Here is a 16453-nt window from a genome sequence, read left to right as displayed (position 1 = left end):
GGAGGAAAGAGATGAAGAAAATTGCCATCGGTTGTATCGTCCTGTTTGCGCTGCTCGCGGTTGCCCTGACCGGCAGCGTCGGTGCAGCGGGGTATCCCGAAAAACCCCTTACCTACATCATCAGTTTCAATCCCGGCGGAGAGTCTGACATCACCGCCCGGATCCAGGAGCAGGCGCTGAAGAAGCACTTCGGCCAGAACGTCGTCATCACTTACAAGATCGGCGGCGGCGGCTCCATCGGCTGGGCGGAGATGCTCCGCAGCAAACCCGACGGCTACACCATCGCCGGTCACAACCTGCCCCACATCATCCTGCAGCCGCTCGAGAGGGGTAAAGCCGGCTACAATACCCTGGACCTCAAGAGCATTTATTTCTTCGAGAGCACCCCCGATCTGCTGGTTGTCCGGCAGGACAGTCCATTCAAGACCCTCAAGGATTTCATAGACTACGTCAAGAAACAGCCCGCGGGCGTCGTGACCATCGGCGGCAGCGGCTCCTCGACGGCCAACGACTTGGGAACGGCGATGCTGAACAAGACCGCGGGAATCAAGCTGACCTACATTCCCTTCGGCGGCACCGGCTCCGCCGTTCCTGCGCTCTTGGGCGGCCACGTGACGGCGCTGATGACCTACTCCACGATGGGGGTTCAGTACGCCGGCAAGTTCCGCGCGCTGGCGATCGCCTCCGAAGAGCGGATGGCCGTCCTGAAGGATGTTCCGACCTTCAAGGAATTGGGATATGACGTTGTCGAAGGGGCCTATCGGGGAGTCGCCGCGCCTGCGGGGACACCGGACGAGATAGTCAACAAGCTGGCAAGTGTCTTCGAGAAGGTGATGAAGGACCCGGAGGTGCAGAAGAAGATGGACCAGAACGGGTTCAAGACCGAATTCTTGGGACCCGAGGCCTCACTGGCCCTGGTGAAGAAGAAGATGGTCGAATACGAGGCCATCATGAAGGATTTGGGGCGGCTGAAGAAGTAGCTCTATTGCGGCGGTTTGTGGCGGACGTCGGTTCTGTCGGAGCCGATGTCTGCCCGTTGCCGAAACGGGGGGTTGTCTATGTTTGAATATATCCTGATCGGGTTGCACAATCTCTTTACGGTACAGAACTTCCTGCTGGTCATCGCCGGGACGGTTGCGGGGATGACCATGGGCGCGCTGCCGGGACTGACGGCGACGATGGCCGTGGCGCTTCTCGTCCCCTTCACCTATTCGATGAGCCCAATCGCGGGACTCGTGACACTGGGCGCGATCTACATGGGTTGCATCTACGGGGGCGCCTTCAGCGCGATTCTGATCAACACGCCGGGAACGCCCAGCTCCATCGGCACCACTTTCGACGGCTACCCGATGGCCCGGCAGGGCCGTGGCGAAGAGGCGATCATCGGGGCCACGGTCGGCTCCGCGATCGGAGGCCTCTTCGGCGTCGTCTGCCTGATTTTTCTCAGCCCACCGCTGGCGGACATCGCACTGAAATTCGGCCCGGCCGAATACTTCTGGGTGGGGGTGTTCGGCATCACGATCATCTCCAGCCTCTCCGCCGGGGCGTTTCTGAAGGGGATCACCGGCGCCGCCTTCGGCGTCCTCATCTCCACGATCGGCATCGCCCCGATTGGCGGCGACGTGCGGTACACCTTCGGCATGACCTCGATGCAGGGAGGTGTGGAACTCATCGTGATCCTGATCGGCCTTTTCTGCATCCCCGAGCTGATCAACCTGGTCCTCCAGGGCGAATCCCACAAGGAGCGGGTCGAATACAAACGGACCAAGGGGGTCCTCTGGAAGACGACCCGCCACGTTTTCTCCATGCCAGGAAATCTGATCCGTTCCTCGATTATTGGCACGATCGTCGGCATCCTGCCGGGGGCCGGAGGTAACATTGCCAACCTCGTCTCCTACAACGAGGCGAAGCGGGCCTCCAAGACCCCGGAGAAGTTCGGCACGGGAATCATCGACGGGGTCGTTGCAACGGAAGCGGCCAATAACGCCGTCGTCGGCGGCGGGATGATCCCGCTGGTGACGCTGGGCATCCCCGGGGCGCCGCCGGATGCGATCATCTACGGTGTCCTGATGCTCCAGGGTCTCCGGCCGGGGCCGGAGCTCTTTTCCCAGCAGGCGGACATCACCTACACCTTCATGCTGGCGGTGGGGCTGTCGGCGATCGTGATGGTCCCGGTCGGCATCTACGGCGGCCGGCTCCTGTCCCGGTTCGTCTCGACGCTGTCAACCCGATACCTGGTGCCGGGGATCGCGATCCTGACGATCGTCGGCTCCTACGCGATCCGGAACAATTTCCTCGATGTGATCCTGATGCTGCTTTTTGGAGTCATCGGGTTTGGCATCCGGCGCCTGGGTTTCACCGGCCCCCCGATTGTCCTGGGGCTGATCCTGGGTCCGCTTATGGAAACCGGTCTCGTCCAGACCTATCTGTCGGGGAAAGCGTACGACTCCCCCTGGTTCGCGCTGTTCGTCAGCCCGATCTCCTGGATCCTGATCGCGATGTCCCTCTTCTCGTTTCTCTGGCCCTACTTCGGACCGATCAAGACACGGCTGCAGGGCAATGGGATTTCCAAGAAGTAGCTGCGGTAAATTAGCAAGGAGGTTTTACGATGGGTGCAACATTTCGGGATCGCTTGGGATCGGCGCTGATGCTGATATTCATCGCGGTGCTTTGGGTCCAGCGGGACTATACAACCCCCTTCGGCGGCATCTTTCCCGACCGGATCATGCTGCTGATGGCGGCTTTCGTTATCCTGGCACTGATCCTGTCGTTCACCCGGTACCGAGTGATCAAGGACAAGGAAGAGACGGAGCCTGAGGGAAACCGCTGGGGTAACGTGGCCGTCGTCATTGCGATCATGTTGGCGTGGGTTTTATCTCTCCGCTACCTTGGATTCGCGCTGACGAGTGCGGTGTGCTTCACGTCCATTGCCTGGTACATCAGCGGGGAACGAAAGAATTGGCGGACGATTGTCAAGGCGGCGGCCGTGGCGCTGATTATTACCTTTCTGATTGTTTACATCTTCGGCCGCCTGCTGCAGGTTCCCATTCCTTCCGGGGATATCTTTGATTGAGAAAGCAAGGAGAACACCATGCGTATTACAGAAATAAGAACCGAATTGCTGCGGATGCCGCTGCCGCGGCCGATGCAGGCAGCCTCCTCCAGCGGGAAAAAGGGCGGTCCGGTCAGCAACGTCAACATGCCGGTCGTCTTCATTACCACCGAAGACGGGACAACGGGAGTAGGATACTCCTGGAGCCTTTTGGGCGGCGACACCGCCACTCGCTGCATTCTGAAGGACGATCTTGCGCCGCTGTTGATCGATGAGGATGCCCTCGATCATGAACGGCTGTGGCACAAGCTCTACAGGCGAATGCAGACGGGGGGCAGGCGCGGCCTGGTCACCCAGGCCCAGGCCGCGGTCGATCTGGCCCTGTGGGACATCAAGGGGAAGATCGCCGGTTTGCCGGTTTACAAGCTGCTGGGCGGCCGTCGGGAAAGCGCGCCGGTCTATTACTCCGACGGCGGATGGCTCTATATGAGCGTATCCGAAATGGTCGCAGCGTTCGAGGAATACCTGAGCCAGGGGATGTTCGGCGTCAAGATGAAGATTGGTCATCCCGATTACCGGACTGACATCCAGCGGGTCCGGGAGGTTCGCAAGGCACTGGGTGACCAGGTCTGGATCGCCGTTGACGCGAACCAGAAATGGGACTACCCGACGGCCGTGCGGATCGGTCGCGAACTGGAACAGCTCGAAATCGCGTGGTTTGAGGAACCGCTTTTGTGCGAGGATATTCCTGGCCACGCCCGGCTCGCGGCGGAACTGGACATCCCCATCGCGATGGGAGAAACGCTGGGGTCGCGTTATGAATTCGCCGCCTATCTGCGGGCCGAGGCGGCGGACATCCTGCAGCCGGACATCATCCGGATCGGCGGCATTACCGAAATGGTCAAGGTGGCGACGATGGCCGATGTCGCCAATTTGCCTCTGGAGCCTCATCACATGATGGAAAGCGCGATCCAGGTGGCCTGCGGCGTTATGGAAACGGGCTCGATCGAATACATGCCGTGGGTGGCCGCCGCGTTTTCCGAACCCGTGCAGATTAAAAACGGCCTGATGATGCCGCCGCAGAAGCCGGGGCTGGGTCTGGAGATCCCCGAGGAAACCATCCGCCGTTTCCGGGTGGCGTGACCTCCCGTCCGTCGAAGGGGTCGCGCAAACGCAGGCGCGGGAAACCAATTGCCGTGGGCATACGCTCTGCACCGACGGACAGACGGAAAAAGGGAAACGCGCGCGGCCCCAATACCGGATGGATATGACTGCCACCGTTGCGGCAATGTCCGCAAAACATGGAGAGATGAACGTGGAACGCAACTGGACAGAGATACTGAACGGACCCGCCTTCGGCGAAGCGATCTTCGACCTCGTACGCCGGACGGCGTGTGAACTACCCGAGGATATGGAGACGGCCCTGAAGCGGGCGTATGACGAAGAGGCGCCTGAGTCAACAGCGCGGGTCGTTCTGGCGACCTTTCTCGAAAACATGGCCCTGGCCCGGAAAAAACAGGCGCCGCTCTGCCAGGACACGGGGACGCCGCTCTTTTTCATCAACCATCCGGTGGGGCTCTCCCAGCGTGCCATGCGCCGGTTGTGCGAGAAGGCGGTGGCCCGGGCGACGCAAGAGCTGTTTCTACGGCACAACGCCGTGGATCCGGTAACCGGCGTCAACAGCGGAAACAACGTGGGTAACGGATTCCCGGGGGTCTTTTTCGAGGAGTGTGATGATGAGGCCATCTCCGTAGCGCTCATCCTCAAGGGCGGCGGCAGCGAGAATGTGGGACGGCAGTACAGCCTACCCGATGACGCCCTCAATGCGGGACGCGATCTGGAGGGGATTCGCCGGGTGGTACTGGACGCAGTTCGCCGTGCGGAAGGCAAGGGGTGTCCGCCGGGGATCTTGGGGATCTGCATCGGCGGCGACCGCGGCTCTGCCTATCTCCATTCGAAGCACCAGTTGCTGCGACCGCTGGGCGATGTGAATCCCGATCCGGCGCTGGCGGCTCTGGAAGAACTGATTCTCCGGGAGGCCAACACCCTGGGGATCGGCCCCCTGGGACTCGGCGGAAAAGCCACACTTCTGGGGGTCAAGATCGGCGCACTCCACCGGCTGCCCGCGTGCTACTTTGTCACCGTGACTTATATGTGTTGGGAAAACCGCCGACGGGCCATCCGGATTGAAGCCGACGGATCCTGTCGTTTTATCGGATGAGGCAGCCATGAGCAGAGATTTGACCATTCCCATTACGGAAGAACAGATAATGGAACTCCATGTCGGCGACGCCGTGGCGATTTCCGGAATTGCAACGACAGGCCGGGATGCGGCCCACAAATACCTGGTAGATCGTCTCATCGAAGGGAAGAAACCCCTGCCGACGGAAGATCAGCGGATCTTCGACGAGTTGAAGCAGATCTATCGCGGGGGGGCCATTTACCACAGCGGTCCGATCCTCCGCAACGATGCGGGGAAATGGAGCATCGTCTCTTCCGGACCGACGACAAGCATCCGCGACGAAATCTATGAAGACAAGGTGATCGCCGCCTTCGGCCTGCGGGTCATTATCGGCAAGGGCGGCATGGGTCCGCGGACACTTGCCGCCTGTAAGACCCACAGGGCCGTCTATGTACACGGCATAGGCGGGGCCGGTGTGACCAACGCCCGGGCGATTGTCGAAGTTCTCGACGTATTCAAGAAGGAGTTCGGCTTACCGGAGGCGCTCTGGAAGATACGGCTGGACCGTTTCCCAGGAATCGTCACGATGGATGCCCATGGTCGGAGCCTCCACGAAGAACTCGGAAAGGATTTCGACGAGCGGCTGGCAGCACTTCTGCGCGGCGGCTCGGAAGGCTGACTTATTGCCGCGGGCGGGAGAACCGACGGCGTAATTAGCAGCCCCCGGACATACAAACGATCAAGCCCGTGACTGCCGACGAGGTGCATCCGTCTGCAGCGGGTTTGATTAACCGCATGATCATACCGTAATATCACAAGCTAATTATTTCAAGCTACTGGATAATTGCAAATACCAATGTAAGAGACACTTCTCACCATTGAAATTAGAATATCCTCACCAACACCCGCCACCAAGATAGAACAAGGGGTTAACCGCTGCAGCTAAACCCTTGATTTTTATGGCGGTACTGGGATTGAATAGGCTATATATCGAATTATAATGACTACTGTTTTTAAATGTGCGACTTGCATGTATACCTAAATATATACCTACCGCAAAGACCCCGTTTTCGCCTAATTTTTTGCGGTGTTCACACCCTGTTCGCTACGAGAAGAACCGTACAAGCCGAACTGAATCGTGAAGTCGGTCGCTTCGACCACCGGCCGGATGTTTCGGTGCACTTTTTCCCGGTTGTGACGATGATCCCAACTGATTTTCCAGGCGGTGTAACCTTTCTTTGCCGGTCGGATGGCGTGGGCGTTGTCAAATCCCAGAATCATCCGGGTGTACCGGTCATGAAAACTCAGGGAATACCGGATGCCGTGTGGAATGTGCGGTTCTGTGTCCACCCACCACGCCTCAAACTTGGTCCAATAGCCGTTTTCCATGGGAAAGACTTCACCGTTCAGATTCAGCAGAGTGGCACTCCACGTAGGAGGCCCCTTCCCTGGCCGACTGCGTGTCGTAATATCGATAAGGGCCGACGCCGGCTGCGAGGGCAAGCCTTTTCCCGAGAGGTTTGGTGCGCGCCCAGAGCTACCGGGTGTGGCCGTCGCAATGATGCTGAAAATGGCCTACGTTGAGCCACGAGAAATTCACGGCCCAGTGTTCGTTCAGGCCATGCAGATATTGGACGGCCCAGGAATAGGATCGATCCCGCGAATCATCCTCCTGAACGACGCCGCCCAGGATGCGGATCTCCTGGGCAATGCTCTCATGATTGCCGAGGGGGCATGAACAGGAGGGCCAGAACGAAAAATAGGATTGCCGGCACCCGCATCAATAGAGCTACCCCCTGGAGAGATCAGTCAAAAGCCGACTCTTCGTAAATGGCCGTAAGGGCCTACCAACTGTTTTTCTGATCATCTTTATTCACCTTTATTTCCCCGAATTTAAAACGTGAACGATCCGGAGATCGCCCCAAAATCCTGTTCGTCCTTCTGGGTATCAAATTCCTTCGTTCGGTGAACATAGGCGTAGGTAATCTTGAATCGATGAATGATCATGCCAATTCCGCCGATCAGATCAGCGACGAACGGCTTTTTGTCGACGCTGTGGCTGCCCCGAAAGGTATTCCCGTCGAGCAGGATGTTCCGGGCAACGGCGTTTCCGTCAACGGCCAGGAAGACGTGGATGCCGAAACGATGGAACGGGCGGAAGAAACGGGGGTCTGCGTTGTCCACCGGGGCACTGCTGTCCGATCCCGGTCGGATCAGATAGGTCCCGAAATCGTTCGGGATGTTCCAGCCGAAGCGCATCTGTCCGCCCAGATTGACTCCGGTGTAGGCGTTTCCGACAGCGACTCCCATGTAGGGAATGCAGTCAAATCCGAGACCTCCTGAACTTCCGGATTTGAATGCTTTCCATTTGCGCTCGAAATAAAGGTTCAATAGGAGTTCGTCATGGAGCTGATGCGACCACCCTGTGGATTTGCCCGAATCCGTCCAGTTATGGATCTCCTGCTGGCAATCCTCAGCATAGGAATGGCGTCCGACGATGCCAAAATCAAATTCAAGGGTGTCCATTTGACGCTGGCTCTTACTGTGGAGCCCCAGTCCAAGATAGGTGATCCCGGCATAGGGTCGGTCGTCTAAGATCAGGTCGCTCCGTTCTTTGTCCTCCGGTGTGTAGATGTTCTGTCCCAATGAGACAGAAACCGAGCGCTGCTCTCCAGGATCGTTGACGAAAGGCATCCGTTCAATGAAAAGATGCATCCATGACGGCGCAATCACAATGTCGCGATAGTCCGAAAGATCCCGGGAAATCCAAGAGATTTTTGTCCCATGGGTGTAATAGTGGTCATTATTATCGAAGGCGAAGAGATCGTTTTCCAGGTAAATGGTCAGAGTGTCAGACTTCCTCGCTTCTTCGTCCCCGGCAACGGATAGACGTGGCAAGAGAAGAAGGATCAAAATCAAAGCGATCGCAGGAAACGATTTTGGCTTCATTTCATGTCAACTTTTCAAGTGACCGGATTTTATAATGTCATCCCCCGGTTCATGGAAAATGGAAAGGCCGGACACTGCTTATATAAGATACTCCCATCCCAAATGGTCGTCGTCATGTCTCTGGTTTTCCAGCATTTGTTTTTCAATCCCCAACCTGATTTCTTAGAAAGCCTTTTCATCGATTTCTCGAGGGATGGCCATCGGTCGGTCCCACCGGATCACAATTTTGCTGAACGGCTTGGGAATCAGGCAGCGATCCCACTGTGGAGGACCCATGCCCTGCTGATGGAGATATAAACGGGGATGATCGGCGCGCCGGATTGTTTCGCCATAACGATCAACCCCGGTTTCACGACGCTTATGGGTCCTTTCGGACCATCCATGACATGAACAGCAAAGGAGTGATCCCTCAGGTCATCCACCATTGCGGTCAGGGCTTGCTTTCCGTTGTGCGAGGAGGAACCTCGAACGGGTCGAAAGTTCATGCGGCCGAAAATATCGGTAACCAGATCCCCGTCGCGGCTTTTGCTGATCATGACGGACGGCCTGTAATGGCTGAACCGCCATCTGCTGCAATCCACGTGAGCTGATGTCTTCGAAGAAACTGCTCTTTTCGATGCCGCCGGCGGGAGCAATGCACTGCCTGGCAAAATCCTCTTCTTTCAGAACCTGCAGGAGGTGACGCCCTGAGTGGTGTTCTTCCAGATGGAAATACACCAAGATGTTCAGTTGATCCTCAAAAGACATCTTCAAGGGCCGGTTGCATCCCGACTCTAAAGGTGTGATGTCGGGAAATATGTTGTTGACAGGTGTCATAAGGTTGCTGTAGGACCTTCGCGTTTTCCCCGGTTTTCTGAAAATTAAAGTGTGGGTCATTAAATATCCTCCGTAATATCATGTAGTTATGGAAATAGACCCACTAAATGCTTGATTTGTCAAGCATTATTTTAATATTAATGCATGTTTTTTATCAAAAGCTGACGAAAATGGTACACAAAAACTTAACCGACTATGCAAAATCCTAACCGGACACCGCTGAGTTTCTTTTCCACAAGAGCAAGAAAGATCATCTTCATCGGCCAGAGTCAGTTTACCTCCTTCCTACATACCTCCGCCCAGCACCCTGTAGAGCGTGACCTGGTTGGCAACCCCGGCAAGGCGGAGGGCGATCAGGCCCTGCTGCGCGCCATAGAGGGAACGTTGCGCATCGAGGACGCCCAGGTAGCTGTCGATTCCCTTGGTATAGCGCGCCTGGGAGAGGCGGTAGGTTTCCGCAACGGCGGCTACCAGCGATTGCTGCGCCGCGATCTGCCGGTTCACCGTTCCCCGCACGGCCAGGGCGTCGGCCACTTCTCTGAAAGCCGCCTGGATCGCCTTTTCGTACTGGGCCACGGATATTTCCCTTTCCACTTTTGTGACCGCGTAGGCCGACCAGGTACGGGCATCAAAAATCGGAATGGCCATCAGCGGCGCAAAGCTCCACGTGCCCGAGCCGGATTGGAAGAGACCGGACAGATCGGCGCTTGCGGTGCCGACAGCGGTCGTCAGGGAGATGCGGGGAAAGAAAGCCGCACGGGCAGCGCCGATATTGGCGTTCGCCGCTTTGAGCCGATGTTCCGCAGCAAGCACATCCGGCCGGCGCAGGAGCCGTTCGGAGGAGAGGCCGGGAGAGATCTCTTTGGGGGGGCTAACGCTGCCCAACTCCGCAGGCAGGAGTGCTGGCGGCAGAGGAGATCCGACCAGAAGATTCAAGGCGTTTTCATCTTGCGCCGCCTGTTGGGTATAGCGGGCGACATCTCCCCTGGCCGCATCCACCTGGCTTTGCGCCCGACCGAGATCCAATTTGGACGCGAGCCCGACGTCATAACTTTTCCGGATCAATTGGTAGGAGGCCTCCTGCGTTTTCAGGGTGGAGGCCACCAGTTTGAGGGCTTCCCGATCGGCTGCCAGGGCGAGATACGCCTGTGCTACCGTGGACACCAACAAAATCTGTGCGCTACCGCGGGCCTCATCCGTGGCGAGGTACTCTTCCAGCGCACGGTCCTTCAGGCTACGGATGCGGCCGAAGAAATCGATTTCCCAGGAAGTAATGCCGAGATTGACTCCGTATCGTTCTGTGGTCCTCGCGCTTCCGGTGGGAGAAAGATCAGCCGGAACGCGTTCCTGGCTCCCGCTCCCGACCGTATTGACCGAAGGCAGAAGTTCGCCCCGCTGAATGCCGTAATACGCCCGCGCCCTCTCGACATTCAAGGCAGCAAGCCGCAGATCGCGGTTGTTGTTCAAGGCGGTTTCGATGATCTTTTGCAAGCGTTCATCGGTGAAGAACTCCCGCCACGGCAACCCCTCCGCCATCGGCGCGGATGCGGCGGACTTCGTTTCCTGATAGGCCGCGCCGGCCGGCCAATCGGCCGGGACGGGAGCGGCAGGCCGCGTGTATTCCGGGGCCAGCGTGCACCCCCCCAGAAGGGCGATGATCGCACCCACAAGAAGAAACCGGTTTATATTCATATCATCGATCCTCCGATGGATTTGTATCGTTTGTCTTGGATGCTTCACGCTTCCCCCGTTTTCCGAAGAGCTTTTCGATCACCACATAGAAAAGGGGTGCAAACAAGGTCACCAAAAAGGTGGCTGTGACCATCCCTCCCAGCACGGCGGTGCCGATCGCTTTTTGGGCGCCTGCGCCTGCTCCGGTCGCAAACGCCAGCGGCATCACGCCGAATCCGAACGCCAGCGAGGTCATGATAATGGGACGCAACCTTAATTTTGCCCCTTCCAGCGTTGCTTCGATCAACCCCATTCCTTCATCCACCCGCGCCTTTGCGAACTGGACGATCAGGATGGCGTTCTTGGTCGTCAAGCCGAGGGTGGTCAAAAGCCCGATCTGGAAATAGACGTCATTGGGTAAGCCCCTGAGAGTCGATCCAATCACGCCACCGATTGCCCCAAGGGGGAGGGCCAGCAGGATCGAAAGGGGAATAGGCCAACTCTCGTAGAGCGCCGCCAGACACAGGAAAATCACCAGAATCGAAAAGGCGTACAGAAGGGCCGTATGGGCGCCGGCCTGACGCTCCTGGTAGGAGAGCCCCGTCCAGTCGAAACCGATCCCCGGAGGCAGCTTCGCGGTCAGTTCTTCCATGATCCGCATCGCCTCACCGGAACTCCTCCCCGGCGCCGGCTCGCCCCAGATGTTGATGGATGGAAAGCCGTTAAAGCGCTCCAGCTTGGGAGATCCGGAAGTCCAATGGCCGGACGCAAAAGAGGCAAAGGGGACCATCTTACCCGCAGTATTGCCCACATAGAGCTTTTCCAGATCTCCGGGCAGCATGCGGAAAGGGGCGTCCGCCTGGGCGAAAACCCGCTTGACCCGGCCTCCTTGGATAAAGTCGTTGACATAGGCGCTGCCGAAGGCCGCCGAAATGGTGTTGTTGATAGCGGCAATGGGGACCCCCAGGGCGCCGGCCTTTTCCCAATCCACGTCAATCCGGTATTCGGGCACATCTTCCAGGCCATTGGGTCGAACCCGTACCAATCTCGGGTCCTTCATGGCCATGCCGAGAAGCTGGTTGCGGGCCGCCATCAGATCGGCGTGGCCCAGACCGCCGCGGTCGAGCAACTGAAAATCAAACCCCGTGCCCTGGCCCAGTTCGATGACCGCCGGCGGCGCGAACGCAAACACCATGGCGTTGCGGATCTGGGAGAAGGCCCCCATGGCCCTTCCGGCCACGGCCCAGACCTTCTGGTCCGGCCGGCTCCGCAGCTTCCAGTCCTTGAGCTTGGCGAAAGCCAGGCCCACATTCTGTCCCCTGCCGGAGAAGCTCATGCCGGCAACCGTCATGACGGATTCCACTGCGTCCTTCTCGCTCTCAAGAAAATGGTTCCTGACTCTCTCCAAGACTTCCTCGGTCTGCTCCAGGGTCGAGTTCGCCGGGAGCATGGCCTGAACCAACAGGATACCCTGATCTTCGTCCGGGAGATAGGCGGTGGGCATCCGTTGAAACAGGTAGCCCATCGCCACTACGATCAGCAAAAAGACAAATAGATAACGCCGTTTCCTCGAAAGAGCGTGACCGACCACTTTCAGATAAACGTCCCTGGTTCGGAAAAAGATGCGGTCAAACCACCGGAAGAAGGGACGTAAGAACCGGATTCCCGTTTCCGCCGCCTCGTGCCCCTTGGGCACCGGCTTGAGAAGCGATGCGCAGAGAACCGGCGTCAGCACCAAGGCCACCACCACCGAAAGGAGCATGGAGGCGATGATGGTTACGGAAAACTGCCGGTAGATCACCCCGGTGGAACCGCCGAAAAACATCATCGGGCCGAAGACCGCCGAGAGCACCAACCCGATGCCGATCAAGGCGCTGGTGATCTGGTCCATGGACTTGGCCGTGGCTTCCCGCGGCGAAAGCCCTTCCTCGCCCATGATCCGTTCCACGTTCTCCACCACCACGATGGCGTCGTCCACCAGAAGACCGATGGACAGCACCATGGCGAACATCGTGAGCATGTTGATGGTGAACCCGAAAAGCCCCAGCACCGCGAAAGTGCCCAGGATCACCACCGGCACCGCGATGGTCGGAATCAGGGTGGCCCGCATGTTTCCCATGAACAGAAACATCACCAGGAAAACGAGCAGGATCGCCTCGAAAAGGGTCTTGACCACCTCCTTGATGGCCACCGTGACAAAGGGAGTGGTGTCGTAGGGATAAACGACCTTCATGCCGGAGGGAAAGTAGCGGCTCATTTCTGCCAGCTTGGCCCGGACGGCATCGGCCGTGTCCAAGGCATTGGCGCCCGCGGCCTGCCTGATCGCCATGCCGGCGGAAGGTTTGCCGTTGAAATAAGCCTGGATGTCATATTGCTCGGTGCCCAGTTCCGTTCGTCCCACATCCTTGACCCGTACAACGGATCCGTCCGGATTTGTGCGGATGGGGATGGCGGCAAACTCCTCCGGCGTTTTGAGCAAGCTCTGGACAATAATGGCGGCGTTCAGACGCTGGCCCTTCACCGCCGGCGCCCCGCCGAACTGGCCTGCGGAAACCTGCGCGTTGTAGACCCGCAGCGCCGTGATCACATCCTGAACCGTCATCCGGTAATCGGTGAGTTTATCGGGGTTGAGCCAGACCCGCATAGCGTACTGGGTGCCAAAGGTTTCAACCTCGCCGACCCCCGGAACCCTTGAGAGCACCTTCTCCAGGTTGGATTGGGCATAGTCTCGCAAATCATTGCCATCCATGCTGCCGTCTTCCGAGATCAGACCCACGATGATCAGGTAGTTCCTTGTGGATTTGCTGACCTTGACGCCTCCCCGTTGCACCACGTCCGGCAGGCTCGACATGGCGAGCTGAAGCTTGTTCTGCACCTGGGCCCAGGCGAGGTCCGGGTCGGTCCCCGGGGCAAAGGTCAGCTCGATGCGAGACGAGCCGGACGAGTCGCTCGCAGCGGACAGGTACAGCATCTTGTCGAAGCCGGCCATCTTCTGCTCGATGATTTGCGTCACGCTGTTTTCAACGGTCTCCGCCGAAGCCCCCGGGTAGAAGGCCGTGATGGCAATCGACGGCGGTGCGATGGGGGGGTATTGGGATATGGGCAGATTGTAGATTGCCAGGCCGCCTGCCACCATCATGACAATGGCGATCACCCAAGCGAAGACTGGACGGTCCAGGAAGAATCTCGATAGCATCACTTGCCTCCCGCTTTTACAGCCGCGAGGGCCGCTTTCCGACCTTCCCCGTTTTTCTTTGCCCCATCCGCTTCAAAGGGAACCATTTTCACGGAAGCGCCCGGTCTCACCTTTTGCATCCCCTCGACGATCACCCGATCGCCTGCTGCCAGACCCGATGACACAAGCCATACATTGCCGATGGCACGATCCAGTGTAAGCATCCTCTGTTGCACCTTGCCCTCGGCGTCCACGATCAGTGCAACGGGATCCCCCTTCGGGTTGCGGGAGACGGCCTGTTGAGGAATCAGGAGCGCTTGCTTATTGAATCCTTCTTCCACCACCGCCCGGACGAACATGCCCGGCAGCAGAACCCCCTTTGGGTTGGGAAACAGGACCCGCAGGATGACCGATCCGGTCGTCGGATCTACCGTGACGTCGCGGAATTGAAGCGCCCCTTCCAAGGGATATTTGGCGTCGTCTTCAAAGAGGAGGCGGACCTTGTCCCGGATCTCCCCGTTGTGACTGAGACGGCCGTCCTCCAGGCGGCGCCGCAATCGCAGCAGCTCGGTCGTGGATTGGGGCAAATCCACGTACATGGGATCCAGTTGTTGAATGGTAGCCAGGGCTACGGGCTGTTGCGCCGTTACCAGGGCGCCCTCCGTGAAGCCGGATCTCCCGATCCGGCCCGAGATGGGGGCCGTCACACGGGTGTACTTCAGATTGATCCGGAACGTCTCCAGCGCCGCTTCCGCCTGATGGATGGTTGCCTCGGCCGCGGCTACCGCTGCCCGGTCGCTCTCCACCTGCGCCTCGGCGGCCCGAATCGTGGCTTCGGCCACGTCGGCCTCAGTTACGGCCTGGTCGCGCTGGCTGGCGGAGACGGCGCCCTCTTTGGACAGCTCCTCGAAGCGCCCGCGGTTCGTCCGGGCGAAATCCAGGGTGGCCTGCTGCCGGGTGACGCCGGCGAGGCTCGCTCTCAGGGCGGCCCGTGCCCGGTCGGCAGCTTTCCGCATGGCCGCAAGGCTCGCCGCCGCATTGTCGTACGCCGCCTGAAAGGGGGCGGGGTCGATCTGATAAAGCACCTGGCCGGCCTTGACATCGGCGCCTTCCTCGAACAGACGCTTCTGGATGATACCGCCCACCTGGGGACGCACTTCGGCGACCCGATTGGCGGACGTCCGCCCGGCCAATTCAGTTGTCACCACAAACCGTTTCGGTTGTATGGTAACAACGGCGACTTCGGGGGGTCCAGCCTGTGGGGATCCGCCCGTGGTGGTCTGCCCGCAACCGCCCAGGATCAAGATCCCGGCAAGCACACCCCCGGCGGCGATTCGTTTTGCCCTGTCATAAATCTGCATGCGACACCTCTGTTATTTGAAATTTTACGACCCATTGTCGATCACATCCGGAAGACGACGTTTTGATCGTGAGTAAAACACAGTGAAACTCACTTCCGAGTAAAAATGAACTCTCATGCTTTATTCTAAGAATAACGCCCCGATTCCACCATGAAATATGGGCATCACCTTTTGATCGCGTCCCAGCAGGCTTCCGTGATTCGCTCAATCAGGGGATCGTCCAGGACGATGAAGCCGACAATATTGTCGCGCATCAGAGAGATCAGGGGACCGAAGGCCAGGGAAAACAGCACGGCCTTCGGAAACTCTTTGAGAACCTGCTGCTCGATCCCCTGTTCAAAAATATCCATCAGGATATCGTGGTTGCCGGACTTACCCAAAAGCTTGTCTCTGTGCAGGGAGATTCCGTACGGCGAGTTGTAGTACTGCTCCATGTAGCGGAAATGATGAGGATTCGTTATAAAATATCGGATGAGTTCCCTGAGCAGGTAGAGAAATCTTTCCCGGAGGGGCCTCCCGGATGGATAGCCTCCCTGGAGAACCGTGATGATTTTCCCTTCCAGTTCCCGGTACAACGCGGTGATGAGAACGTCCTTGCTCTCGAAATAACGGTAAATCGTCCCGGCGGCCACGCCCGCCTTTTCGGATATCTCGGCCATCGGGGTTCGATGAAAACCCTGTTCCGCAATGAGGTCGAGGGCTGCTTGCATGATGTCGCGACGCTTGTCTGATGTTTTCATGATTCAATCCCCACCCGCAAATGAGTAAACGTTCATTCTTGCGGAGTGCTTCTATCTCACAAAAATGGGCAATGTCAAGATTTTTTTTGGCATCATTACTGAAATGCCGTTCGCAGCGGTTTCCCGTATAAAAACGGTTATTGTTTCCGAACGTAAGTTTCAGAACAGCGCACCTGTTCTCGCAACCGCCGCAGCGAATCTTCTTTTGGGAAAAATCAGTGTCACCGCCGACAAAGAATGAACCCACCCACCGCCGATAAACGGACCCACCTGATCGGTTTTTTGTTAACTCAGTCGCCCTCATAAAGAGACCCGCCTTTTATTTTCGATCCGCAAGAGATACTCCCTCGTTTTCTGCAACTCACGAAATGGAGCGAACTATGGGGGCAAAGAATAGATATAAGAAGCGACCCTGCCGAGTCTGTCGCAAGTGGTTCATTGCCAATCCTCGCCTTGGGGACAGGCAGCAGACTTGCGGGTCAGAGGAATGTCAGAGGAAGTGGCATG

14 protein-coding genes are annotated in these 16453 nt (G+C 58.0%); 7 read left to right on the top strand and 7 right to left on the bottom strand.

The window, feature by feature from the left end; all coding sequences use genetic code 11:
* Positions 1-11: 11 nt before the first annotated feature.
* From K0B01_10330 to K0B01_10305, 6 genes are all read left to right on the top strand, one after another.
* Positions 12-980, top strand: coding sequence for a tripartite tricarboxylate transporter substrate binding protein (locus K0B01_10330; GenBank protein ID MBW6486531.1), 969 nt, complete (start codon positions 12-14; stop codon positions 978-980).
* Between the two features lie 78 nt (positions 981-1058).
* Positions 1059-2579: a tripartite tricarboxylate transporter permease gene (locus K0B01_10325; GenBank protein ID MBW6486530.1), complete on the top strand. Its 1521-nt coding sequence runs from the start codon at positions 1059-1061 to the stop codon at positions 2577-2579.
* Positions 2580-2608: 29 nt separating this feature from the next.
* Entirely contained in the window at positions 2609-3073 is a 465-nt protein-coding gene (locus tag K0B01_10320) for a tripartite tricarboxylate transporter TctB family protein (protein MBW6486529.1), read from the top strand.
* An 18-nt stretch (positions 3074-3091) separates the two neighbouring features.
* A complete protein-coding gene (locus K0B01_10315) occupies positions 3092-4195 on the top strand; it encodes a mandelate racemase/muconate lactonizing enzyme family protein (protein MBW6486528.1) in 1104 nt (367 codons plus the stop codon).
* A gap of 124 nt (positions 4196-4319) precedes the next feature.
* Positions 4320-5273 carry a fumarate hydratase gene (locus K0B01_10310; GenBank protein ID MBW6486527.1) on the top strand — a complete coding sequence of 318 codons (954 nt, stop codon included), beginning with the start codon at positions 4320-4322 and terminating at the stop codon, positions 5271-5273.
* A gap of 7 nt (positions 5274-5280) precedes the next feature.
* Positions 5281-5913 carry a fumarate hydratase C-terminal domain-containing protein gene (locus tag K0B01_10305; GenBank protein ID MBW6486526.1) on the top strand — a complete coding sequence of 211 codons (633 nt, stop codon included), beginning with the start codon at positions 5281-5283 and terminating at the stop codon, positions 5911-5913.
* A gap of 395 nt (positions 5914-6308) precedes the next feature.
* On the opposite strand, the gene K0B01_10300 is transcribed toward K0B01_10305, so the two are convergent.
* Positions 6309-6623, bottom strand: coding sequence for a hypothetical protein (locus tag K0B01_10300; GenBank protein MBW6486525.1), 315 nt, complete (start codon positions 6621-6623; stop codon positions 6309-6311).
* Between the two features lie 169 nt (positions 6624-6792).
* On the opposite strand from K0B01_10300, the gene K0B01_10295 reads away from it, so the two are divergent.
* Entirely contained in the window at positions 6793-6972 is a 180-nt protein-coding gene (locus tag K0B01_10295; GenBank protein MBW6486524.1) for a hypothetical protein, read from the top strand.
* A 155-nt stretch (positions 6973-7127) separates the two neighbouring features.
* Here K0B01_10295 and K0B01_10290 read toward each other — a convergent pair whose 3' ends face one another.
* The 6 genes from K0B01_10290 to K0B01_10265 form a co-directional block, all read right to left on the bottom strand.
* Entirely contained in the window at positions 7128-8183 is a 1056-nt protein-coding gene (locus tag K0B01_10290; GenBank protein ID MBW6486523.1) for a lipid A deacylase LpxR family protein, read from the bottom strand.
* Positions 8184-8428: 245 nt separating this feature from the next.
* Positions 8429-8719, bottom strand: coding sequence for a DUF374 domain-containing protein (locus K0B01_10285; GenBank protein MBW6486522.1), 291 nt, complete (start codon positions 8717-8719; stop codon positions 8429-8431).
* 565 nt (positions 8720-9284) lie between these two features.
* Entirely contained in the window at positions 9285-10691 is a 1407-nt protein-coding gene (locus K0B01_10280) for an efflux transporter outer membrane subunit (GenBank protein ID MBW6486521.1), read from the bottom strand.
* A gap of 1 nt (position 10692) precedes the next feature.
* Positions 10693-13866 carry an efflux RND transporter permease subunit gene (locus tag K0B01_10275; protein ID MBW6486520.1) on the bottom strand — a complete coding sequence of 1058 codons (3174 nt, stop codon included), beginning with the start codon at positions 13864-13866 and terminating at the stop codon, positions 10693-10695.
* Positions 13866-15206, bottom strand: a complete 1341-nt coding sequence (locus K0B01_10270; GenBank protein ID MBW6486519.1) for an efflux RND transporter periplasmic adaptor subunit — start codon at positions 15204-15206, stop codon at positions 13866-13868. The genes K0B01_10275 and K0B01_10270 overlap by 1 nt, the downstream gene beginning before the upstream one ends.
* 164 nt (positions 15207-15370) lie before the next feature.
* A complete protein-coding gene (locus tag K0B01_10265) occupies positions 15371-15946 on the bottom strand; it encodes a TetR/AcrR family transcriptional regulator (protein MBW6486518.1) in 576 nt (191 codons plus the stop codon).
* Positions 15947-16453: the final 507 nt, after the last annotated feature.

The sequence above is a fragment of the Syntrophobacterales bacterium genome, assembly GCA_019429105.1.
Classification (GTDB): domain Bacteria; phylum Desulfobacterota; class Syntrophia; order Syntrophales; family UBA5619; genus DYTH01.
This window is presented reverse-complemented; position numbering and strand designations above follow the sequence as displayed.

Coding starts and splice junctions, on each gene's coding strand:
- K0B01_10290 (MBW6486523.1), bottom strand. CDS start 8,183: ATGAAGCCAAAATCGTTTCCTGCGATCGCTTTGATTTTGATCCTTCTT.
- K0B01_10300 (MBW6486525.1), bottom strand. CDS start 6,623: ATGGAAAACGGCTATTGGACCAAGTTTGAGGCGTGGTGGGTGGACACA.
- K0B01_10265 (MBW6486518.1), bottom strand. CDS start 15,946: ATGAAAACATCAGACAAGCGTCGCGACATCATGCAAGCAGCCCTCGAC.
- K0B01_10330 (MBW6486531.1), top strand. CDS start 12: ATGAAGAAAATTGCCATCGGTTGTATCGTCCTGTTTGCGCTGCTCGCG.
- K0B01_10310 (MBW6486527.1), top strand. CDS start 4,320: ATGACTGCCACCGTTGCGGCAATGTCCGCAAAACATGGAGAGATGAAC.
- K0B01_10280 (MBW6486521.1), bottom strand. CDS start 10,691: ATGAATATAAACCGGTTTCTTCTTGTGGGTGCGATCATCGCCCTTCTG.
- K0B01_10285 (MBW6486522.1), bottom strand. CDS start 8,719: ATGATCAGCAAAAGCCGCGACGGGGATCTGGTTACCGATATTTTCGGC.
- K0B01_10270 (MBW6486519.1), bottom strand. CDS start 15,206: ATGCAGATTTATGACAGGGCAAAACGAATCGCCGCCGGGGGTGTGCTT.
- K0B01_10305 (MBW6486526.1), top strand. CDS start 5,281: ATGAGCAGAGATTTGACCATTCCCATTACGGAAGAACAGATAATGGAA.
- K0B01_10295 (MBW6486524.1), top strand. CDS start 6,793: ATGATGCTGAAAATGGCCTACGTTGAGCCACGAGAAATTCACGGCCCA.
- K0B01_10320 (MBW6486529.1), top strand. CDS start 2,609: ATGGGTGCAACATTTCGGGATCGCTTGGGATCGGCGCTGATGCTGATA.
- K0B01_10315 (MBW6486528.1), top strand. CDS start 3,092: ATGCGTATTACAGAAATAAGAACCGAATTGCTGCGGATGCCGCTGCCG.
- K0B01_10325 (MBW6486530.1), top strand. CDS start 1,059: ATGTTTGAATATATCCTGATCGGGTTGCACAATCTCTTTACGGTACAG.
- K0B01_10275 (MBW6486520.1), bottom strand. CDS start 13,866: ATGCTATCGAGATTCTTCCTGGACCGTCCAGTCTTCGCTTGGGTGATC.